Annotated in this window: 24 protein-coding genes and 1 pseudogene; 4 read left to right on the plus strand and 21 right to left on the minus strand. The window is 43.3% G+C overall.

Annotation, left to right across the window (positions count from 1 at the left end; genetic code table 11):
• Nucleotides 1–79: 79 nt before the first annotated feature.
• From J2Z24_RS08060 to J2Z24_RS08080, 5 genes are all read right to left on the minus strand, one after another.
• Nucleotides 80–499: an RNA polymerase sigma factor gene (locus J2Z24_RS08060; RefSeq protein WP_009064814.1), complete on the minus strand. Its 420-nt coding sequence runs from the start codon at nucleotides 497–499 to the stop codon at nucleotides 80–82.
• A gap of 487 nt (nucleotides 500–986) precedes the next feature.
• On the minus strand, nucleotides 987–1,175 hold the full coding sequence (locus J2Z24_RS08065) for a cysteine-rich KTR domain-containing protein (RefSeq protein ID WP_011988843.1): 189 nt from the start codon (nucleotides 1,173–1,175) through the stop codon (nucleotides 987–989).
• Nucleotides 1,176–1,415: 240 nt separating this feature from the next.
• Nucleotides 1,416–2,279 carry an aminoglycoside 6-adenylyltransferase gene (locus J2Z24_RS08070; RefSeq protein WP_011988845.1) on the minus strand — a complete coding sequence of 288 codons (864 nt, stop codon included), beginning with the start codon at nucleotides 2,277–2,279 and terminating at the stop codon, nucleotides 1,416–1,418.
• A gap of 53 nt (nucleotides 2,280–2,332) precedes the next feature.
• Nucleotides 2,333–3,166, minus strand: coding sequence for a histidinol-phosphatase HisJ family protein (locus tag J2Z24_RS08075; protein ID WP_035147668.1), 834 nt, complete (start codon nucleotides 3,164–3,166; stop codon nucleotides 2,333–2,335).
• A 13-nt stretch (nucleotides 3,167–3,179) separates the two neighbouring features.
• Complete coding sequence (locus tag J2Z24_RS08080) at nucleotides 3,180–4,340, minus strand: MFS transporter (protein WP_009064824.1); 1,161 nt, start codon at nucleotides 4,338–4,340, stop codon at nucleotides 3,180–3,182.
• 111 nt (nucleotides 4,341–4,451) lie between these two features.
• Between J2Z24_RS08080 and J2Z24_RS08085 the strand changes: the two genes are divergently transcribed.
• Nucleotides 4,452–5,348, plus strand: coding sequence for an AraC family transcriptional regulator (locus J2Z24_RS08085; RefSeq protein WP_035147670.1), 897 nt, complete (start codon nucleotides 4,452–4,454; stop codon nucleotides 5,346–5,348).
• Nucleotides 5,349–5,430: 82 nt separating this feature from the next.
• Here J2Z24_RS08085 and J2Z24_RS08090 read toward each other — a convergent pair whose 3' ends face one another.
• Both J2Z24_RS08090 and J2Z24_RS08095 read right to left on the minus strand, forming a co-directional pair.
• Nucleotides 5,431–5,853: a 2-thiouracil desulfurase family protein gene (locus J2Z24_RS08090; protein WP_011988846.1), complete on the minus strand. Its 423-nt coding sequence runs from the start codon at nucleotides 5,851–5,853 to the stop codon at nucleotides 5,431–5,433.
• 30 nt (nucleotides 5,854–5,883) lie between these two features.
• Nucleotides 5,884–6,408 (minus strand): nitroreductase family protein, encoded by a 525-nt coding sequence (locus tag J2Z24_RS08095; protein WP_009064821.1) that lies wholly within the window; start codon nucleotides 6,406–6,408, stop codon nucleotides 5,884–5,886.
• A gap of 142 nt (nucleotides 6,409–6,550) precedes the next feature.
• Between J2Z24_RS08095 and J2Z24_RS08100 the strand changes: the two genes are divergently transcribed.
• Nucleotides 6,551–7,147 (plus strand): TetR/AcrR family transcriptional regulator, encoded by a 597-nt coding sequence (locus tag J2Z24_RS08100; RefSeq protein ID WP_009064831.1) that lies wholly within the window; start codon nucleotides 6,551–6,553, stop codon nucleotides 7,145–7,147.
• Between the two features lie 398 nt (nucleotides 7,148–7,545).
• On the opposite strand, the gene J2Z24_RS08105 is transcribed toward J2Z24_RS08100, so the two are convergent.
• On the minus strand, nucleotides 7,546–8,130 hold the full coding sequence (locus tag J2Z24_RS08105) for a hypothetical protein (protein WP_020073007.1): 585 nt from the start codon (nucleotides 8,128–8,130) through the stop codon (nucleotides 7,546–7,548).
• Between the two features lie 345 nt (nucleotides 8,131–8,475).
• Here J2Z24_RS08105 and tnpA point away from each other — a divergent pair.
• A pseudogene (gene tnpA / locus J2Z24_RS08110) lies at nucleotides 8,476–8,802 on the plus strand (IS200/IS605 family transposase); the annotation flags it as partial.
• A gap of 209 nt (nucleotides 8,803–9,011) precedes the next feature.
• On the opposite strand, the gene J2Z24_RS08115 reads toward tnpA, so the two are convergent.
• Both J2Z24_RS08115 and J2Z24_RS08120 read right to left on the minus strand, forming a co-directional pair.
• Nucleotides 9,012–10,412, minus strand: coding sequence for a relaxase/mobilization nuclease domain-containing protein (locus tag J2Z24_RS08115; RefSeq protein ID WP_021167993.1), 1,401 nt, complete (start codon nucleotides 10,410–10,412; stop codon nucleotides 9,012–9,014).
• 80 nt (nucleotides 10,413–10,492) lie between these two features.
• Complete coding sequence (locus J2Z24_RS08120; protein WP_021167994.1) at nucleotides 10,493–10,792, minus strand: CD1845 family protein; 300 nt, start codon at nucleotides 10,790–10,792, stop codon at nucleotides 10,493–10,495.
• A 289-nt stretch (nucleotides 10,793–11,081) separates the two neighbouring features.
• Between J2Z24_RS08120 and J2Z24_RS08125 the strand changes: the two genes are divergently transcribed.
• Complete coding sequence (locus tag J2Z24_RS08125; protein WP_021167995.1) at nucleotides 11,082–13,196, plus strand: AAA family ATPase; 2,115 nt, start codon at nucleotides 11,082–11,084, stop codon at nucleotides 13,194–13,196.
• 53 nt (nucleotides 13,197–13,249) lie between these two features.
• On the opposite strand, the gene J2Z24_RS08130 is transcribed toward J2Z24_RS08125, so the two are convergent.
• The 11 genes from J2Z24_RS08130 to J2Z24_RS08180 all read right to left on the minus strand — a co-directional run bounded on the left by J2Z24_RS08130 (nucleotide 13,250) and on the right by J2Z24_RS08180 (nucleotide 21,731).
• On the minus strand, nucleotides 13,250–13,597 hold the full coding sequence (locus J2Z24_RS08130; RefSeq protein ID WP_011988850.1) for a plasmid mobilization protein: 348 nt from the start codon (nucleotides 13,595–13,597) through the stop codon (nucleotides 13,250–13,252).
• Entirely contained in the window at nucleotides 13,594–13,776 is a 183-nt protein-coding gene (locus J2Z24_RS08135; protein WP_021167996.1) for a DUF4316 domain-containing protein, read from the minus strand. The genes J2Z24_RS08130 and J2Z24_RS08135 overlap by 4 nt, the downstream gene beginning before the upstream one ends.
• 49 nt (nucleotides 13,777–13,825) lie before the next feature.
• Nucleotides 13,826–14,398, minus strand: a complete 573-nt coding sequence (locus tag J2Z24_RS08140; RefSeq protein WP_021167997.1) for a defense against restriction DarA-related protein — start codon at nucleotides 14,396–14,398, stop codon at nucleotides 13,826–13,828.
• A gap of 140 nt (nucleotides 14,399–14,538) precedes the next feature.
• Nucleotides 14,539–14,916 (minus strand): cysteine-rich VLP protein, encoded by a 378-nt coding sequence (locus tag J2Z24_RS08145; protein WP_028972208.1) that lies wholly within the window; start codon nucleotides 14,914–14,916, stop codon nucleotides 14,539–14,541.
• 205 nt (nucleotides 14,917–15,121) lie between these two features.
• Nucleotides 15,122–15,781, minus strand: a complete 660-nt coding sequence (locus J2Z24_RS08150) for a DUF4366 domain-containing protein (protein WP_021168000.1) — start codon at nucleotides 15,779–15,781, stop codon at nucleotides 15,122–15,124.
• Complete coding sequence (locus J2Z24_RS08155; RefSeq protein ID WP_021168001.1) at nucleotides 15,778–16,047, minus strand: DUF4315 family protein; 270 nt, start codon at nucleotides 16,045–16,047, stop codon at nucleotides 15,778–15,780. Before J2Z24_RS08155 ends, J2Z24_RS08150 begins: the two co-directional genes overlap by 4 nt.
• A gap of 18 nt (nucleotides 16,048–16,065) precedes the next feature.
• Nucleotides 16,066–18,069, minus strand: a complete 2,004-nt coding sequence (locus J2Z24_RS08160; RefSeq protein WP_111947819.1) for a C40 family peptidase — start codon at nucleotides 18,067–18,069, stop codon at nucleotides 16,066–16,068.
• Nucleotides 18,062–20,425 (minus strand): VirB4-like conjugal transfer ATPase, CD1110 family, encoded by a 2,364-nt coding sequence (locus tag J2Z24_RS08165; protein WP_021168004.1) that lies wholly within the window; start codon nucleotides 20,423–20,425, stop codon nucleotides 18,062–18,064. Before J2Z24_RS08165 ends, J2Z24_RS08160 begins: the two co-directional genes overlap by 8 nt.
• Entirely contained in the window at nucleotides 20,373–20,768 is a 396-nt protein-coding gene (locus J2Z24_RS08170) for a PrgI family protein (protein WP_021168005.1), read from the minus strand. Before J2Z24_RS08170 ends, J2Z24_RS08165 begins: the two co-directional genes overlap by 53 nt.
• 47 nt (nucleotides 20,769–20,815) lie before the next feature.
• A complete protein-coding gene (locus tag J2Z24_RS08175) occupies nucleotides 20,816–21,211 on the minus strand; it encodes a DUF7007 domain-containing protein (protein ID WP_021168006.1) in 396 nt (131 codons plus the stop codon).
• 46 nt (nucleotides 21,212–21,257) lie between these two features.
• Nucleotides 21,258–21,731 carry a SpoVG family protein gene (locus J2Z24_RS08180; protein ID WP_021168007.1) on the minus strand — a complete coding sequence of 158 codons (474 nt, stop codon included), beginning with the start codon at nucleotides 21,729–21,731 and terminating at the stop codon, nucleotides 21,258–21,260.
• Nucleotides 21,732–21,773: the final 42 nt, after the last annotated feature.

Consider the following 21,773-nt stretch of genomic DNA (forward strand, 5'->3'; position numbering starts at 1 on the left):
AGTTGTCAAAGAACGGCAGATGGAGAAAAAACTCCTTCTAATAGCCATGTGATTTGAAAGGCAAATTCGGAACTGGAAATTAAGACTTTTTCAAAAATTTCTCCATGCTTTTCAACCCTTTCTCAATAGCAACTCTGACGGCTTTTTCATTTATACCCTCTGCCCGTGCAATATCGGATTTACTCATACCGAGTATGTAATGGGCATAAATTCGTTTTCCTTGCTTGTCCGGCAAGTAAGCGATTGCGGAGTGCAGTTGTTCGGAAGTAATTTTACGCTCGTAAATCTCGCAAGGGGAAAGGGATTCAAAAAGAATATCCTTTTCGATCCCGTCGTCAGCGTCCAGCGAATAGTGGGCTTTGTTATAGAAGCGGCGGCGAATGTAGTTTTTCTCCAAACGTTCTGCTTCCAGCAAAGCGTCCTTGATTTCATCTGATATCTCAACAAAAAAGTCTGAATTATAAAACGGGTAATAATCCCGCAGATTGATTTTTGCCATAAGGCGTTCCTCCATTTCGATTTTTTAGGGAATAGTGAATCGAAATGGAGCGGGAGGGGAACGACAGCGAGGTCGGACTTCGGGCCAAGTTGGCCCGAAGTGACAAGGCTTGTTCCATACGTTGTCAGTGAAAAAAGGATACAAAAAAACACCTTTACGCAAATTAGCGCGAAAGGTGTCGAATAAAAAATGGGCGCAATAGCCGCCCACAAGTTGATATAATACTTTTAAACTATGTAAATGAAATTTTTCTGCTATATTAAACCGTCACAATATGGCGGCGTTTCTCTCAGAGAAAAAAATGCTTTGGGGTACATAAAAACCTCCTTATCCCAAAGCCGCCAGAATAAGAAGAATTACAGGTATACTCTTTCCGATTTTTAACGGAAAATGACGGCTTTGTATGTCTGTTAAATTTGTCAGCAATCGTATAACAGAAAATTGTTATATGAAAAGAGCCGATAATCAAGAGATATGTACTCATTGATTATCGGCTCTGCGTCTTTGCGTCTGGCTCTTTGATAACTGACATATTGAGTTGTAGCACATTGATTAGAGATTCTTGTTTACATTTGGGACAGTATAGGGGGAAGTTTTCGAGGATTGTATCTTTCCTAATTTTCAGTCTTGTTTTATTGCCACATATAGGACATAGTAACCATTGAACTTCAATCATTATCACCCCCTACATCATTTCATTAGTTGCTATTTTTCTGCTCTAATAATTACTGTTCCACAATTTTGATACAAAACTTCAACCGTTTTAAAACCGGCGTTTTTCATAAGTTCAAATTGATGTATCAATGTCAGTGGAATATCAATTTGTATAAACATATCTTCGGGTGTATTATTTTGCTTGCGCTTATATTCGTATTCCTTAAGGCAAAGCGCTTCCTCTTCATCGCAATAGGCAAATCTAGTATATTTCTGTTGCGTTGGACGGTAAGCTTTTAACGCGCTCAAGGTAGCTCTTGCTATTTCTTGCTTCTGTCAAATCGTAGGGGAAATTTAATTTCTCACTTACCTCCAAAGAAATTTTCTGAAACAAATCGCACATGAGAAAAACAGCATCCCATATAGCGTTTATTTGTGCTTTCGAATAAGATTCTAAGTATTGTTCATAAATCCCTTTCGGCAAATACTTGTCCATGTATTTTGCGGATTTCCCTGCGCTGACTGAAAAATCATTATCAATCCCAATTTTCCATTCCAGCAGCCGCCTAAGCATTGGCCTTATTTGAAAATTTATCATATCCATTGCATATGGAATCTCATTCCTCCATAATCCCTTCGCCACATTATTTAAACACCACCAAAATTCATTACATGTACAATAGAATTGATTTGGCACCGGCTTTTTCACCCAATATTCTTCATCGGACAATACTTGTTTTTGAGGCATGATATTGTCCTTGTCAACTAGTGTTTTATACAATTCTAGACTATTAAGTACATTTTCTAATGTCTTTACATGTAAATCCAATCTATTTCCATCAGTGAATTGAATTAGCCAACCATAGCAATTTTCAACATCAGAAGTGTAGTAGATATTTTCCTCTGGATATTGCATATACAAGCGCTCACCAAATCGATCAATCCAGGCTTTGTCCTCTCTGAATGACCTTGTTTCTGTAACAACATATACAATATCATAATCTTGAAAGATATCTTTTGGTACATTTGGATTTGCACGTGAACCTTCTAAGTAGGCCGCACGAATGCGGACATCATTGTTGGCAACTGCTATGATTAAATCCATCATTTCTTTTTCTGATCGCATACTGTGTCTCCTTTTATAGTGAAGATAAACTAAGTTATCCGGACAATTTTCTATTATATCAACTTATGAAAATGCGGCCTCATATTCTCGTATGTACAATGATATCGAAATCCCATATCGAATAATACTTTCTTGGTATTTTCAATATGTGCACCTAGCTGTCCTTTTTTATGACTGTCGCTTCCAATCGTGATAATCTCACCGCCTAATTTTTTATATAAAGTAAGTATATCTTTGGATGGTGTCATATCCGTAAGTCCATATCTGTAGGATGACGTATTTACTTCTATTCCTTTTCCATCACGAATGACAATTTTTAAAATTTCATTAACTATGTCTGAAATCTTTTCAAACGGATATGTGCCATTTTTATCATATCTTATAATATTATCTAAATGTCCCAAAACACTATAATTTTTATATTGTTTTACAATTTCCAGCAGCTCTTGATAATATTTTTCGTTATATTCTTTCTGGCTCTTTCCTTTCTGAAAATCCTGTGTCCATAATTCCAAGTTATCTATTTGATGCACAGATAGAATAATAAAATCAAATGGATATTTCACAAAGAGCTTTTCATATTGAGAAATTGTATGCACCTGTACTCCAAACTCCATTCCCTTTTTTATAGCAATCAAGTCACCATATAAATATTGTAATTCCTTAATCGTCTCAAAATATTCTGGATAATACACATTTGCCATAGGCATACCATCGCGATATTGAATTTCTTTCTTATCATTCCAGTCCAGCTTAACTCCATAATCTACATGATCCGTAAAACATATTTCTTCCATTTTTATTTGTATTGCATCTTTTACAACCTCTTCCATTTCATAAACAGAATCATCGCTAAATTCTGTGTGAACATGATAATCAGCAAACATTTTCTTCATCCCTTCAAGCAGTTTTTTTTACCAGCAATTCATGCATCATCACCATTAATAAAAGAATGATTAGCAAATATACCGGCAGCAAAACAATATTTATATGCTTTGCAATTAAGCCGAATAGCGGCGGCATCACACAGGTTCCCACATATGCACTTGCCATCTGAACCCCGATGATTGCCTGTGACTTATCCGCACCAAAACGGGACGGAGTGGAGTGAATAATACATGGGTAGATTGGCGCACATCCAAAACCAAAGAAAAACAAGCCGACCAAAGATATTACTTCATTTAACGGCAGTAACATCATAATAATACCAGCCGCAATGATTCCCTGCCCCAGACGAATCATTTGTAAATCGCTTAATTTCATACTTATAAATCCACTTAATACCCTCCCAATGGTAATACCAATAAAAAACATACTTGCAAAACCAGCCGCTGTCTCAATTGAAAATCCTTTGATCAGGGTAAGATAACTGCTTGCCCATAAGCCGGTCGTCTGTTCCAAAGCACAGTAGCAAAAGAAACAAAGCATTACTTCTTTTGCTCCAGAAATCTGAATTACCTCTTTCAAAGGCAATGCTTTTCCCGCTAAAATATCATTCTCTTCTGCCGTCCCTTTTTGGTTCTTCCATAACGGCAGGCTAAAAAACAAAACTACTGCAAAAGCAATCTGTAAAAAGGAAATATACTGATAACCTGCATTCCAATTCTGACCATGCTTCAAGGCATATCCCATCATATAAGGCCCAATAGTTGCGCCGATTCCCCACATACAATGAAGCCAACTCATATGTCTGCTTGCATAGTGAAGTGCTACATAATTATTCAAGGATGCATCAACACTACCTGCTCCAAGTCCGTAAGGAACTGCCCAGAAACAAAGCAAACCAAATGAGTGTGAACTGGAAAAGCCAAATAAAGCAACTGCCGTCATAGTAATGCTGATGGTCGTTATCTTTCCGGTTCCAAATTTACGGGTAAGTTTATCACTCTGTAAACTTGAAACAACGGTTCCGATTGCAATAATCATAGAAATGACGCCTATGTATGAAATCGGCACCCCAAATTCCATATACATGGATGGCCATGCCGAACCCAATAAGGAATCGGGCAATCCAAGACTAATAAATGCAATATAGATAATTACTAACAGTAATTGAAACATATTGATCTCCTTCTCTTTTTTGTGATATAATAATATCATCATTCAACGAACTTTTATATAATATTTCACTCGAAATTATATAATAAAATCGTCAAAGAGAAGGTATCTTGTATGAGCATAGCAAAATGTAATGTAACAGTGAATTCTTCCGGTGAAGAAGTTCAAAAGCATGGAACGTCAGAATTCCCGATTGCTTTTTATGAGGAAAACTTATCAAGCTATTCTATTCCCTGGCACTGGCACGAAGATTTTGAGATTATATGGGTAATCTCAGGATCGATAAAAGTATCTGTTAATAGCACAGAACATATCCTAAACAAAAATCAAGGGATATTTATCAATGCAGGCTTTCTTCATTCCATTCATGCAACAAACGATGGCGAATACGTTTTAAGATCCATTGTTTTTCATCCAAGGCTAATCGGAAGCATAGATAGTATATACTGGCAAAATTATATTGAGCCGATTATCCAGAATAAAAATCTGCCATACATTTTATTAGACCCATTCATTAACTGGCAGGACAAAATACTCGCTTACTCGATTTCTGTATGGAACAGACTTTATAACACTGAAAATGGTTTTGAAATATATGTCAGGAACGAATTATCGCAATTGATTCTAATTGTGCTAACAAATCATTCCATATGTGAAGCAAAACCCAGAATTCGAAATCTTCGAAATGCCGATCGAATAAAAACCATGCTTCAATACATTCAGATGCATTTTTCAGAAACCATAACCATCTCTACTTTAGCAAGGGTAGCGCTGATCAGTGAAAGCGAAGTTCTGCGCTGTTTTCACCGTACAATCCATTCCACACCGAATCAGTACCTGAAACAATATCGAATCCAAAAAGCATGTCAAATGTTAATCGATACAGATATGACTTCTATCGATATTGCCTTTCAATGCGGATTTCAAAGCAGCAGCTACTTTACGAAAACTTTCCGAGAACAGATTGGCTGTACCCCTTTGGAGTACAGAAAAAGGGATCAGCAATGCTAATCCCTCTTTCTAATGTAATGAAAAGTTAGACACGACGACCAACTGATATTCGGCAAAAACATTGAATTTTTCTATTTCGAATCTACATATTAAAATCTTCTGCATCTTTTACGGGGTACCCTTTAGTAATCAGGGCTTTAGCAAAAAGTCCCTGACCAGATATTAGCTTCCCGGTAAATGTTCCATCATATATATTGTTAACTCCGCAAGTTGGACTTCTTGACTGCAAAATAGCCAAATCAATTTTTTCTCCTTCTATTTTTTCTAATGCAAGCGCAACTGCTTTCCTATAATCAGAATCAACATTATTTCCCTTATCATCCATCACTACTTCATCAACAATCTCAGCACATGGTCGGGGAATAGGCATATTGGCTAACATTTCAGGACAAATACTGAGAACCTCTTTTCCTTTTAGATATTCAATCACAGCTTCATTGCGATTGTTTCTTCCATTATATTTACAATTACATCCTAGTACACATGCACTTACTAATACTTTCATACTCAACAACTCCTATGGAAGACTTTTACCTTAATCTATATATTTCTCATACATCACCGTTTCGCTTATTTCTTTGCGTTGGGCAATATGACGCTCTGGACTTAAAAAGCCTTTTTCTGGATACCCCATTAAGAGTAAAGCTGTCGGTTCTATGTACTCTGGTAAATGAAATTCATTGCTTATAATTGCGGGATCAAACAAACCAACCATTACGCTTCCAATATTTAATTCTCTTGCTGCCAACATCAGGTGGTCACAGACAATACCTATATCCAAATCGCCAGAACATTTTTGATCAAATGGCCGTATTAATTCATCCCGTCGATCCCGACACACGATAAAAACACACTTAGAACCAAACGTTTGATAAGCCTTTTTAATTTTTAAAATGTTTTCTTCACTTTGAACAACAATAATCCTTTGTGGTTGTTTATTACAGGCTGTAGGGGCGACACGTCCAGCCGATAAAATCTGATTTAAGTCATCTTTTGGAATCTGTGCTCCCGTAAAGCCGCGTGTTGTGCAGCGTTGTTTTGCCAGTGTTAAAAAATCCATTATTCTTCCTCCTATATACGAATGATTATTCACATTATTATTATAGTACCCGCATTGATAGATGTCAACAAAATGCGAATAATGATTCACATTTCATTGACCTGATTTAAAGTTCCAAGTATAATAAAAAAGAGGTGATATTATGAATGATGTAAGAGAACCCATTCAAAAACGTTCTATTGAAACAAAGAAAAAAATACTAGATGCCGGGTTTGCCCTTTTTTGCGAAAAAGGATATTATAAAACCAATACAATTGAGATTGCCAAACGTGCTGGTATCTCAACAGGAGCGCTATATAGTTACTTTAAAGATAAGAAACAAATATACATTGCTGCTTTTCACGATTATCTTGAAAATATTTCAGGCCATTTACTTGAAAAATTAAGTTTGCAACAACCTTTTTCACTAGCTAGTTTTGTCGAAAATTGGATCTGTTATTATATTGACTTATATGCCGATACCAGTCACGCTCTGGCTCAGTTAAGAATGATGATATCAGAAGATACTGATATCAATCGTCATTTTTCCAATTTTGAAAATGAATATTTTTTAAAAATTAAAGAGCTATTAAATAAAAATGGCATAACGCAAGATGACTTATTTGAAAAAGTTTACACTTGCTGCATTTTAATTGATGCTCTTAGACAGGAAAAATCTGCATTTTCACACAACGGCTTAGACTTCAATATTTTTAAAGACCAAGTAACCAAAACTGTCATTGTATTATTGTCAAGTTGATTTTTTATTAAGGGCTAATAAAATCGCAGAGCAAGTCTATTTTTCTGTATGGCAATTCAATTTGTCATTTGATAACTCTATCTATGTAATCTATCAAGGGGTGTAAATGAGAGACTTCAATTAATTCGGAAGCTCTTTCAGACGCAAAGATGGCGTAAGAAATTGCTTTCTTACGCCGGTATTAGCCACAGGTCTAGAGGTCAGGTCTTACCTTTTTCAACTTGTTCAGTTCCCTCGCAAACACATATCAATATTCCATTGTATTAGATAAGGACATTTTCCTTTGGAAAGCGTCATTATTATATCAAAATATACTCCAATCCAAAATCCTTCGCAAAAGTCGTAAACATCTATTAATCCTTCATATTTTCAGACTTTTTACTAAAAAACCATCTCATTCAGGAAAAGAAAGGCATTTGATACAGAAAAAAGGCAATAGCAGGTCCTATACACAGTGATATTAATGTTGTAATCAATTTTTTATGCATAAGAATTATAGCACAAATTAAAAATATTATCTCACAATACATATCATCATGATTACTGGACATAATTTGCAAAAGCATTACCGAAATAACACCTGCTGATAGTAATACCGCTAAGATATTATCTTGCTTTATTTTATGACATAAAACGGCCAAAAACGGCGATATTGCGGTAATTGTATACCAAATTAACATATAGCTATTAACATTAACATGAATCAATAAATGGTATATATGAAATGTAATATTTAGACTTAAGAAAAAAAACAAAACTCTAATTGCAGCTGAAATAGATTTTTCGCTTTTTAATGAAATAAATAATGCAATAAGGATCCATATACCAAAATTTGAAAGAATCGCATTTACATTTATTTGACCTAAGAAGAAATTGATATGGATATGCCTATTGTCTATATAGGCCGAAAAAAGACCTAATAAAACACCAACCACTGTAACGCTTAGTATGGGAATGACATTCTTTTTTGTTATTTTATTCAACTTTATAACCCTCCAAATTATATAAATAGCGAGTAATATCCATTCGCATTTTTCCATGATACATCTATTTATTTGCTAAATGAGATTGCAGTGTGTAACTGTAGCAATAATAATTAACGCAACGCCTGAACCAAACCATAACCCAACGAAATGGGACAACATCTGCTAAAGGCCCAAAAATCGCCATACCAATAGGCAAAAAACCGGAGTAGATTATTTTTGTATTCCATTGTTTTTATCCATATTTGCATTATACTTTGCGATGAACTTAATGGCAACCATAGCTCCATATATCTTGCCTCTGGAGTCGTATCATAGTACATCTCGGCAGCGAAATTACCGTAAATGCTTACAGTTTCACCATCATCACCGCACACAGACAGACATAATGACCACGTATTCACGCCGAAGTATCAGCGAAAGATAATCTATTATCAATTGAGGGACGACATACGGCAAATCATAAGAGATTTATGCAAAAGGAAGGGAATTGCGATCATAGAAGGACATATAATGCCCGACCATATTCATTTGCTTCTCTCAATTCCACCAAAATACAGTATATCGCAAATCATGGGATATCTCAAAGGAAAAAGTGCGATAATGATTTTCGATAGACATGCAAATTTAAAATACAAATTTGGTAATCGGAATTTTGGGGCGGAAGGATATTAAAAGCAAACCACAATTTTTGTGCCATTTTTGGGGCTTACGCTAACCCGCAAGCAGGGCAAGTGTATTGACACTTGCACATTTTTGAGATTTTCCCTTGCGGGAAAACTCAAAAATTGCTTGTTGGGGAGTGCCTTCCCCAAACCCTGCGACTTCGGGCCAATTTGGCCCAAAGTCGGCGCTTCGCACCTCATGTTGCGTCATGTTCGCTATCGTTCCATTTCCTTATTTTTCTGCACGTCCGTCAGGCCGAGCAGATGGTCTATATTGCTTTTTACCGTTACAATTTCCTGCATGGCCTTTTTTGTTTCCCGGTACTCCCGGTAAGCCTTCTTCTTGTCGGCCGACAACCACTGAAACTCTGCTTTGAGCGTATCCATTTTGGGGAGCTTTGCCCCGGACAGTAACCGCCGGAACGTGTCCTGCGCCGCCCGGTAGGCGGCAATATCCGCTTCATGCTCGGCAAGATATTTTTTGCTGTACTTCGCCGCCTTGTACCCCTCAAACACAGGCCGGGATTTCGCATAATCCACCACAGCCGCCTTTAGCTCTGCATTGATACGTATTGCGGTTTCGGTGGTTTTTATACTGTCTGAAAGCGTATGGAAACGGTCGGTAAGCTCTGTGGTCTTTTGCTCCAAATCCGCGTATTCCATCAGGCCGTTTTCCTGCAAATATTGTAAGGCTGCCGCCATCTGCTTGAGGTTGAATACCTTTGCCCAGCGTTCATAGGCCGGGCCTTTTCCGGCTTTCATACGGGCTTGAATATCCACAATCAGATTGAACTTGCGCCTTTCCTGCGGAGCAGTTTTGCCCTCAATCGCCGCTTGTATATCCTCCTGCCCGTATCCCTTGCCAAGCGTGGAAGTACGGAGCCGGGTAAAGCGTTCCTGCCCCTCTGCCCGAAAGCTGATTGTGCCGCCGCGCCCTTGCTTGATTTCATAACCAGCCGCCGCCATTGTCTGTAAAAAGGTGTCCATATCCGGCGGCTTCGTTGCAAGGCAAATATCAATCTGCGCCTTTAATTTCTCTTGAAATGTCGGCGGCTTGTGACCTCCCAACCATTCCCCATAGTGTTTGAATTTACCCTTGCTGTGGCGTTTGGGATTGGTGATAACAGACAGTCCGTTTTCAAGACATATCCGATCAGAGAGCCGCCGCACCGCACGGGCTGAACCGATAAAATCCCGGAATTTCCGGGTGCAGTCCAGCGAGGTAGAATTGTAGTAAATATGGCAATGGGGGTGGGGGCGGTCAGCGTGGGAAACCACGAAAAAGGCATGTCGGCCTTTCGTCCAGCGCATGGCAAAGTCATAGCTGATTTTAAGAGCGGTTTCGGGATCTGTTTCGCCGGGCAGGAACGACTGCCGGATTTGATAATATAGCACATCATTTTCCCGTTTTTGCTCCCGTCCTGTGATAGCTTTGTACTTTGCTTTGGAGAGTAAAAATTCTGCGTCAGCGGTGGCGGGGTCACATTTATAAGCAAGAATTAAATCGCCGTTGTGGGTCTTATCTGGATTTTTCCCGTAGTCAAAACCGTCTTTTAAAGTTTCCATAATAGTCATGCCGCTTCCAGTGTGACGGGTCATAAGGCGGGTGGTAGCCATGTTCGTTTCCTCCTTTCCTCGAAAAAACAACTTCGGGCCAAGTTGACCCGAAGTTGCCCGGCAATTCTGTTATGCTGCTGTTAGCTTACAATGAAAAAGCGAAGTGAATTGTTCAGGCTGTGCAGTCCGTCAATGAGGTATTCCGCAATGGCAGGAATACCAAGGGGAGAAATCAAAAACGACAGGAACAGGAACACGCCGAAGCCTAGCTTTTCACCACTTATCAGCAGGGCAATGCTGATAAGAACGCCTATCCCGGAAACTACCTGTAAGAAAGCGGCGGCATAGCAGAATACAAATTCAATCATGGGTGTTGCTATCGTCAGCAGAACCACAAACGGCGCGGCGATAATCTTAAATATTAGTTTGATAAACTTCATAAAAATTCTCCTTTCATTGAGTGGCTTTCTTATTGTATTCTACCTATATTTTACCATTTCAGGCAGAGTACAACAATGTTGTCGAGGCCGCACCGATCTTGTCCCGGGACTTCGGGACAAGTTGGCCCGAAGTTAGCTATATTTGGCTTGAATCTACAAGGAAAATTATGTATAATTAGAGAGAAAAATAAAATTTTAAAGCGAAACATGGGTTGCATTATAGTTGAGTGTTGATTTATTTGTATGAAGAACCTAAACAGTAGCTTTGCTTTTTCGGAAAGGAGCAAAAATGGACATTTCTATTCATAACTGCAATAATATTGACTCTGGTGATATACATATTGAAAATGGAAGATTAAATATTAAATATGCTATTAATGGTACTGGAAAATCAACGATTGCCCAAGCTATATCTTTACATATTTCAGGTGGGGCACTAACAGATTTACGTCCATTTAAGTATTTGAATGATGGAGAAGAAGACCATAACCCAAGTGTTATGATATCTGATGCCATTCAGAAAGTGGCTGTCTTCGATGAGAAATATATTGAAACCTATGCTTATCAAAAGGATGAGTTAGTAGCGAATAGTTTTGAGATATTTGTTAAAACGCCCAAATACGAAGAACATATGCGTAAAATTTCCGAGTTAATTTCTAGCATACAAACAGCTTTTCGTGACGACCCGGATCTAGATGCCCTTATTAATGATTTGACAACTTTTATCGACGGGTTTGGGAAAGCACAGAGCGGATATTCAAAAGCAGGCGATCTCGGAAAAAGTATTGGTAAAGGAAACAAGCTTGAGAATGTTCCCCCTGAACTTGCTGCATATGCTCCGTATTTAAGAACAGCAGGGACAAATCTAAAATGGCTAAAGTGGCAAACCGAGGGAAAAGATTATTTGGAAATCACTGATAAATGTCCGTATTGTGTTTCCAACATTTCAACACCTAAAGAAACCATCTTAAAAGTAAGCCAAGAGTATGATACTAAATATCTTTCTTCATTAAGCAAAATATTAGATGTATTTACCTCCTTAGAGGCTTATTTTTCAGAAGATACAAAAGCGGCTGTGCAAATTATTTCAAAAAATGCTACTGGTATAACAACAGAACAAATTGAGTTTCTTAAACGACTAAAAGACGAGGTAATTACTTTACGCGATAAGTTAACTGGTTTAAAATACTTAGGTTTTGCTTCATTGAGCAATGTAGATCGGGTAGCAGATGCATTACGCGAAAACATTATTGACTTAGCCTTTTACCGTCAGCTAGAAAGCGATTATACAAAATCTAAAATTGACAGGATTAATGCTTCGCTGAACGAAGTAATTACTGTTGCGGGGCAGTTACAAGGACAAGTTGCTCAGCAAAAAGAAGAAATAAGAAAGACTATAGAAAAACATAGTAAAGATATTAATGGTTTTCTTGAATCAGCAGGTTATCAATACAAAGTTTCAATCGTTCAATCTACAGGGGAAAGCTACCGCTTAATCTTAACGTATACAGAACAGAGCGAGGGTATCGGAAATGTAAAAGAACATTTAAGTTACGGTGAGCGAAATGCTTTCGCTTTGGTATTGTTTATGTATCAAGCGCTTAAAGAAAATGCGGATTTTATAATACTTGATGATCCTATTTCATCTTTTGATAATAATAAAAAGTTTGCTATTATGTCTATGCTTTTTAGAGGGACAAACTCTTTTCAAGGAAAAACTGTATTGATGTTAACACATGATTTTGAGCCAATTATTGATATTGTTTGCACCTTGCGTGATATTTTCTCACCGTCAGCGAAAGCATACTTTATTTCAAATATTAATGGAACGTTAGACGAACATGTAATTACAAATACAGATGTCAAATCATGTGTTTCGGTATGTGAAAGTAATATTGCTGATTCTGCCGATATAATCCACAAGCTGATTTATTATAGGCGGCTTGTCGAAATCAACGATCAAAAGGATATAGTTTGGGATTTACTTTCTAACGTATTTCACAAAGATAGAGATATTCCCCAAATCAAAGATGAAGACGGAAGTCTGCGGGATATGACTCCTGACGAAATTGTATTAGCTACCAGTATCATTCAACAAAAGATTGATGACTTTGATTATTCAACTGTATATGCGCGTACCAAAAATATCTCGGATATGGTAGCACTGTATCGCAACTCTGCAAGTGGCTATGAAAAGGTTCAAATATATAGGATGTTAAAAGATGGAGATATGGAACGGGGCAGCGCAATGAAAAAATATGTAGATGAAACATTCCATGTGCAAAACGATTATTTATTCCAACTTAATCCAAGGCAGTACAAGATTGTACCGCAATATGTTCTTAATTATTGTGATAATGAAATTTGCACTATTGAAGAAAGCCTTGTTCAAACAGTTGGGTAGTCCATACAAAAAAATAAAATATTTAAAGGGGACAGATTAATCTGTCCCCTTTATTATAGCTCCACTACCGCCGTAAGCTGTTTGAGTACCTCTGAAACCCGGCCCCATAACTCGGTATAATCTTTTTGCAGGGCGGCAATTTCGGACGGATAAACGCCGTAGGTATTGGCATGAATGGCAACCTGATTCAGATTGTTGGCACATCTGCGTTGCAGGGAAACCAGCTCCCGGACGGGGGCAAGGTCAACATTCAGCACATAGCCATTGAGCGCCATTTTGCGGATATAGGCGCTTAAATTCTGTGTTCCGGCTTGTGCCATACGTTCCTGAATGGCGGCGTATTCATCATTACTCACCCAAACATAAAGGGGAACGCCCCGCCTGCGTTTGGGGCGGCTCACCGTTCCTCCCGTTCCCGGCTCCTGCGCTTTGCCGGCGGCTCCTTTACCCTGTCTTTCGGCCTTTCCTCCGGCATGGCCTGCACAATAGGCAAAGGGGCATTGTTCGGAATCCCATCAATCATGTTGTAATTCTGTTCCGTGGAAAGCTCTGCATTGTTCAAATAGTTATCCTTTTCCATTATCAAAAACCTCCTTTTTGTGACTTCGGGCCAAGTTGGCCCGAAGTGGTTATCGGTCTTTCTCTGTTCCTTTTGCGGGAGCAGTAAGGGCGGCGTTGTCCCGTGCCACCTGTTTGGCTCCCTCTGCCAGCCGGGCGGCAATGGATTTACTTTTTTCCGGTTCCCTGTCGGGATTGCCGGGAGCCGCCCGAAGCTCATAGTCAGCCATTTGCTTTTCTGTCAGGGGCGCGTCATACACAAGATAGCCCCACGCCAGAAAGCGGTAATGTTCCACACTTTCCCGCTTATCAAAATTCACGAGATATAACGGGCCGTTCTCCGTTTTGGGGAATGTACCAATATCCACTGGCCTTTGTGTAGAATAATATCGGTAAGCTGATTTTGCGGATACGCCGTAATTATGCTGATATTCGGCTACACGGTTCTCATAATCCCTTGTGGCGGCGGCTTTATCGGCGGTATAGTGTCCCGAATAGTAATCGCGCCTGCCGCTTATGTCCTCGGTAAACTGCCATGTGGCAAAGGGCTGTACCGCCTGTGGATTTTCCCCAAGGGCAAAGCCCCGGTCATTCTCAAAGACAATGGCCCGTTTGATTTCATATCCTTTTACGTTATCGCTCATTTTCCCTCCGTTTTCACACATAGAAATGTCACGCTGTTACCCTCAAAAAGCGGGGGCAGGAAGCGTAGATACCTTTTCCTTGAAACCGGGGCCGGAAAGCCCCGGAAATCAAGGCTTTTTTAGGTGAACTTCGTGACACCTTACCCCTTGTTTCTGCGCCTGTGCCGCTGTTGGCGGCGGCGGTCTGCTTCGCGTTTTCCTTTCCGGCGGCAGGCTTCGGAGCAATAGATCTGACTGGTAACAGGAAGATAGGCCGTGCCGCAGACCGGGCAGGTCTTGCGGGAAAGCAAAGCGGGGGTTCCGGCTAAATCAGCTTCCAGCACCGGTTCAAGCGGAAGCACGGCCTTTTGAAAATATTTGCAGTATGCGCCCGTCCAGCATTTATCCAGCATATAGCAGCCGCCGTAATCAAGGGGCAGACAACCGTATTCCGGGTCATAATTGGCGCATATCCCTGTTACCAGCCTGCGGATTGAGGCGCGTTCCCGGCGGGTCAGTTCCCGGGGTTCGGCACTCATAGCTCTGACTTCGGGCCAAGTTGGCCCGAAGTTCCCTCTCTTTGCGGCAGTATCAAATCTCGGTAGCAAACGCCCACGCAGACAGAGCCGTTCCAATAACTGCAATCCCGGCAGGGAGAGCCTTTCGGCGGCTTGCGCGGTGGAGCCGGGCGGCAGGGGCGGGGCTTTTCTTTCATCATTTTTTCATAGGGGCTGTTGGTGAAATTCATACGTCCTCGTCCTCCCCATCTACTTCCCACGGCGGGGTATTGTCCTCCTGCTCGTCGTAAGGGTCGGCTTCGTATTCGTCAAATTCGTCCTCTGCCAAAGCGGCCCGCTCCTGCTTCGGGCGGTAAATCTTAAAGTAATATCCGGCTCCACCGCCGATTGCAACAACCGCCAGCACCAGCAGGAGCATGGTAGGATTGCTTTTTTGCTCCGGCTCCGCAGAGGTTTCTAAAGAAGTTTCAGAGCTTATGTCTGTTTCAGAACTGCTTTCCTGTTCGGGAGTGGTAATAGCGGCGGTTTCATTTTCCACGGTATCCTCGGACTTCTCCGCAAGGGCCAGCAGGTCTTTTTCCGTCACGGCGTTCAGAAAATACACATTGTCCGTTTTCCGCTGAAGGTCAATCACAAGGTAAAATACATTTTCGTCCGGGGTGGTGATGGTGTAAAACTGCTTGCCGTCCTCGTCCGTGGCGGTATTGACTACCGTTCCCGTTCCGTCAGGGGTAAAGGGATTGGGGTCACTGGTTGTTTTAGAAATCGCCGGAGCTTCCGTTACCTCCGGGGTTTCCTCACCGCCGCTGGCATAGGCCACAGTGCTAAAGGAAAAGGCCATTAAAAAAGCGGCGCATAGCACCGCCATCATACGAAATTTCTTCATTCTTCGATTTCCTCCTTTTCAGTTTGGGCGGGTACTGCGGACTTCGGGCCAAGTTGACCCGAAGTGGCGCCGCCTGCCTTTGCTGCTTTCAGCAGGTCGGCAAGGTCGGTCAGGGAAATATCCATGCCGCGCACCGCGTCCACAATTTCCAGATTTTCCAGCTCGGTTTTCTGCTTTTCCAGCTCCCGCAGCTTTGTTTGAAACTCATTGATTTTATCCTTTGTTTTCTGTATGTCCTTGCAGACACGTTCAATTTTTGCGTTCAAAAGTTACCTCCTTTTTGGTTATGGCAAACGTCCATAGCCTAAAAAATGACTTTGCCAGTAGTTTGTATTGATGGAAGTGTACTGTATGGGGGAGCCGCAATGAATCATCATGCCGTTTCCAACGTAAATTCCCACATGGCTTGCGCCGGAAGTGTCGTAGGTGCCTTGAAAGAAAATCAGGTCGCCGGGCTGTGCTTCGTCCGGTGGGATATGGGAACAGGAATTGAAAAGCCCTGTTGCGGTGGTTCGCCCCACGCTTCCCACGCCCGACTGATTGATGACCCAGCACACAAAGCCCGAACAATCAAAGGAAGTGGAGGGAGAAGAACCGCCCCAAACATAGGGGTAGCCTAAGTATTTCTCCGCTTCGGCAATCATAGCGGCAAATTCCGGGTCGGCCAGAGCTTGTGGGGGGATGTCGTAATCGGTGTATTCCCCGGCATGGGCGTAAATGTTTCCCTCAAACAGATATGGGCGGTTGCCTTTGGTCTTTTGGTAAATGGTATAGCGTTCCGTCTGTTCCGGGTTAAGATTGGAAAGAGCCACTGCTCCCAATGACTTGTTTTTCAAAGATACGTTGAGGATATAGTAATTATAGGGAACCTCGTAGGTGTCGGTATGGGTTTCGCCGTTTTCGTCCGTCCAAGTGTCGGTTTCCGTGCGGTAGCGCACCTCTACCGTTTCCGTGATGGTCAGGATATATTGCTGTCCGAACAGGGTTTGCAGTTCGGCCTGTACCTGTGCCGGGGTGTAGCCGCCGTATTTGGCAGTCAGATAGGAAGGCAGCTCAAAGGGGTCATGCCCGATTTCATCCACGGAATAGCGGTACTCGTCATAGCCGGGATAATCGCTTTCTATCTGGGAGAGCCGTTCCCGCAAATCCTTTTCCAGTGCGGTATAGTTTTCTTCGACGACTTCAATATCACTGTCCGACGAACCGTAGGAAGTGCCGCCCACCACGCTAATCAGGCCGTTGCCAATGGTGGTGATTCCCGCCATGCAGGATTGCAGAATCACAATCAACAGGAACAGCACCAGCCCAAGCAATAAAATCTTTGGATTGCGCTTTACAAAGGCCGCAACCGTTCGGGTTACTTTTTCAGTGAAGCGCACCGCTTTTTTGCCCTGCTTTGCCGCTTCTTTCGCCTGTTTTCGGTACTGTTTTTTTAACTGTTGCTTCTGCCAGAACCGGGAAACCGGGTTACTTTGCAAGCCCGGATTGTCCTGCACAAGCTGGCGGTAGGCGTAATCGGCTCTTGCGCTGATATGCCTGTTTCCCCATTTGCGAACCTGCCGGGTGGGACGAGTGCGGATACGGTGCTTGATAAAGCGTGTACCGCCCCGGGCAAGGTGTTCCCCGGCAAGTTCCGTTTTGTGGGCGGCTTCCGTTCCTGCATTTTCATGCTCTATTTGATGAATTTTCCCATGAACATACCGCCATGACTGATACCCGGCGGCACGGCTCACTTTTTTAATCGGGCCGGGCTTTTTCTGCGGTTTCTGGCTCTCTAATTTTTCACGGGCGGTATTCAGCTTTTCGCCGCTTTTTTCCATGCAGAGCTTTGATTTCTCCATACGCTTACCGTTCTGCGCCGCCTTTTTGTTGGCAGAGCCAGAATGTGAATCAGCTCCAGCAGTTTCACCACCGGGCGGTGGATCTCCGTCACGCCGCAGACGTTCCGAGGGTCGGGGCTTCTTACTGTCCTGTCGGAGCTTTCCCGACTTCGGGCCAAGTTGGCCCGAAGTGGCAAGGTCAGCAGATTTTGGCGGGATTGCGGTATCCGCGGCAGTTTCATCTTCAAATCGCAATTTCTGCTTCTCCATATCAGGCGGAGCCGGGTCAGATCGATTACCTACAAGTGGCGAAGTTCCTGACGGGTCGGCGGTTTGCGGTGGTGTTTTCCTGACAGTTTCTTTTTTCGGTGTAGCCCGCTTTTTTGACTTCGGGCCAAGTTGACCCGAAGTTGCTGCCTGTCCCTTTGGCTTAAACCGCAAGCGGCCCGGTCTGCCTGTATCACGCATTTTGGGCCTCCCTGACGTCCTCAGGCCTTGTGGTAAGCAGATTGTAGATTTCACCACGGGGGAAACGGTCTACAAAGGGAATGGTGGTATTGCCGAAGAACAAAAGCCCCTCCCCGGAATTGCTGTGAGCGATATACGAAAGCTGATGTTCCGATATGCCAAGCTGTTTGGCGAGAATCGCCCGGTCGCCCTGTGCCTGTGACAGCAGTATCATAAAGTCGCTGTTTTCCAGAATATTTTCAATCTCACGGCTGGCTAAAAGGTCTTTTACATTCTGCGTGAGTGCACTCGGTACACAGCCCTTTTTACGAAGCATTTTCCACACACGGACAAAATAACTGGCAGAAAGTGCGTCCTGCAACAAAATATGAAATTCATCATAGTAACACCAAGTCGAAAGACTTCTGGAAAAGTTCTCGTCTACCGCTTGTGTCACCAGCTCGTTTGTGATGTGCATGGCGATTTTGCGTAGGTTTTCTCCCATGCTTTTCAACACGATACAGGTAATGCGGCTGTCGGTCTGTACGTTGGTAGGGTGGTTGAACATATTAAGGGAACCGATGCAGTAAAGCTCCAAGGCGGTTGCAATTCGTCTGGCTTCCGGTTCGGGCTGCTGGCACAAGGTTTCATATAAATCTTGCAGAAGCGGCATTTTCCAGTCCCCGATCCCAAGGGCAAGCTCCCGGTACACCAGCCGCACACAACGGTCAATCACGGTTTTTTCAATGGGCTGTAAACTCTCCTTGCCGCCGATAATCAGCTCACATAAGGACAATAAAAAATCCGCTTTCATAGAAAGCGGGCTGTTCTCTCCGGCTAAGTTCAGTTTTAAGTCCATTGGGTTGATGTGATGGGGGCTGTTTGGTGATATTTCTATGACCTCCCCGCCAAGCCGCCGGACTAACGGGGCGTATTCGCCCATTGGGTCTACCACGATAATGCGGTCTTTGGTGGCAAGGAATACGTTGATTAGCTCACGCTTTGCGGCAAAACTCTTGCCGGAGCCGGTAGAGCCAAGATACAAACCATTGGCGGATTTCAGCTTTTTGCGGTCTGCCATAATGACGTTATGGGAAAGGGCGTTCATGCCGTAGTACAATGCCTGCCCGTCCATGCGAAGCTCCTGCGTCATAAAGGGAACGAAAATTGCCGTAGAGCTTGTGGTCATGCCCCGCTGTATTTCAATGCCATTCCAGCCAAGGGGCAAGCTACTCATAAAGCCCTGTTCCTGCTGAAAGTCCAGCCGTTTGAGAAAGCAGTTGTATTTCTGTGTAATGCCCGACACCGTGAAAATGTCATTTTCCAACTGCTGGCGGGTGGGGGCCGTATTCACCACAAGGAACGTGAGAAGAAACATTCGCTCATTGCGGCTTTGTAAGTCTGCCAAGAGTGCCGCCGCGTCCTTGCTGTAAGTGAGCAAATCCGGGGGAAGAATATCAATGTCATATCCGGCCCGGGCGGCTTTTTTCTGTTCGTCCATTTTCATTCGGTCTATGTCGGTCAGCTTTGCCTTGACCGTTTTCACCGCTTTGGTCTGGTCTACCGTCTGGATATGCAGGGTGATGGTCATTTCTGCGTCCACTTCCAAAAGCTCCGCTAATAGCTTGTCGGAAAGCTCAGAAGCCATAATCTGCATATACAGAGCCGCGCCCCATGTAGTCCCTACACGAAAAGCGCGGCTTTGGCGAAAGTCAAAGGACGTGGGAGCGATAAAATCCTTTGTCCCCATACCTGTTTTGGGTATCATATCCCACGAAAAGCGGAATGGCTCCCGCCCTCCGGGGTGTAGCTGGCTGTGCAGCACTTCCAAGCGTTCCCGCCCGGAAAGGGTTGCCGACTGTACACCCAGCTTCTTGAAGTTCCCCACAATATCCGCTTCGATACGTTCCAAGCGGGGGCGGGCCGCCCCGATCCCGTCTGCGTTGATACCAAATGTGATGTATTTGGAGCGGACAATGCCGTTGTTACTTTTGGCAATCTGATTTTCCAGCATGGCGGTAAATTCGCCCCGGATACTGTTGAAATCGTCGTCCTGCGGGGAAATGTTCACACTGTAACGGTTTTCCGGGCGGGAGCGGTGGTTGATAAAGGAAAGCTGAAAGGGCAAGGCACTGTCAAAGTAATTGAGGAAGCCGCAGTACCCGTCAAAAATGGTGCTTTGGTCGTCACTGGAAGCTACGGCGTAGTTAATATCCTCATAGGAAAGGGTCTTAGTGTAGTAGCCCTCCCGCACCTTGCAGATACCGTCTTTCAGCATTTCTTTGTAGGGAATGGTCTGCTGTGCCGACTGCGGCCCGCGTTTTTTAGGCTTTCCGCTTTTTGCGGGAACAGGCGGGCGTTTTGTTTTTTGCGCCATTGGGTGAAACCTCCTTTCCGGGGTTGCTTAGATACGCATAGAAATTCTGTGTCTGATAGGGGCGTGTGCGGGGCCATAGGAATTTGGAGCGGACAATATTTCGCACCACTTTTTCAAGCGGCTGTCCGTCACGCTCATACATGGCAATGAGAAAGCAAGGGAGCATAAGGGCAATCATTAAGAGCATGGCCCCGGTATTACCAATGGCGGTACGGGTAAAAAGATAAGTCGGAATACCGACTACCGCCGCCGCTCCGAAGCATAGTAGCTGGCGTTTGGTGAGATTGAACGCCACTTTGGTTTTTATTTTCGATAGGTCGTTTGGTACGCTTACATAGGCCAATGAAAAATCCTCCTTTCTGACTTCGGGCCAAGTTGACCCGAAGTTGATTATCGTTCTGCATTGTGGATAGGAACCGTCTGCCGTGCCGGGGTCTTTTCCAGTCCAGCCTGCCGTACCCGCCAATAGTCCGGGTTATGTTCCCGGAGCGACTTATTGATGTTTTCCTCAAAAGCGGCCTTGTCTTTTATACGGTCTGGAACCGCCAACAGCTTTTTATCCAAAAGCTCCCGCAAGGCAACATCTTCCTGCGTATCTTCCTCAAAGCAGAGAAAACCGCTGTGACGAAAGCCGCACTTAATCGCGGCAGGAGAAAGCACCGCCGCCATATCCTTTGCAACCATTGTGCCGCCATGACTGGCGGTACTCACAAGAAACACGCCGGGGCAGAGAACGTCACAAGTCTGCACCTTGCCCCACGGTGATTGTTCCGGCTGTTGATACATAAAAACTCCTTTCCACTTCGGGCCAAATTGGCCCGAAGTCGCACTGTTACCTTTCTGCACTTTTGGCTTTACCTGCCTTTGCAGGAGCAGGACGGGCAGCGTTTTCCTGTGCCGCCTGTTTTGCGCCCTCCGCAAGCTGTTTCGGGATAGACTGCTTTTCAGGGGAAGCAATGGCAGCGGCGCGGGTCTGCAACTTTTCAAGCTCTGCATGGTAGGCCGCTGTCACGGCTTCGGTCAGCTCCGCGCGAAACTCCTTTGTGATGGGGCGGGACGTATCCCGGTAGCCGGTCTTGCTGGTCTTATCCGGCTTGCTCGGCATACCCACAAAAATGCCCTTGTCGCTCTGCAAAATCTTGAAATCGTCAATCACAAAGCAGTCATTCAGTTTCAGACTGGCAAAGCCTACAAGGTTGCCCTTTGGCTCAATGAGCCGGGCGGTAATGTCCAGCTTCAGCGGCAGAGCCGCCGGTTCGGGTTGCTGTTCCGTTTCCTGCGGAACTGTTGTGTTTTCGTTGCTCATAGTAAAAATTTCTCCTTTCTCACTTCGGGACAAGTTGGCCCG

It is taken from the genome of Clostridium tetanomorphum (genome assembly GCF_017873215.1).
Taxonomy (GTDB): Bacteria; Bacillota; Clostridia; order Clostridiales; family Clostridiaceae; genus Clostridium_AO; species Clostridium_AO tetanomorphum.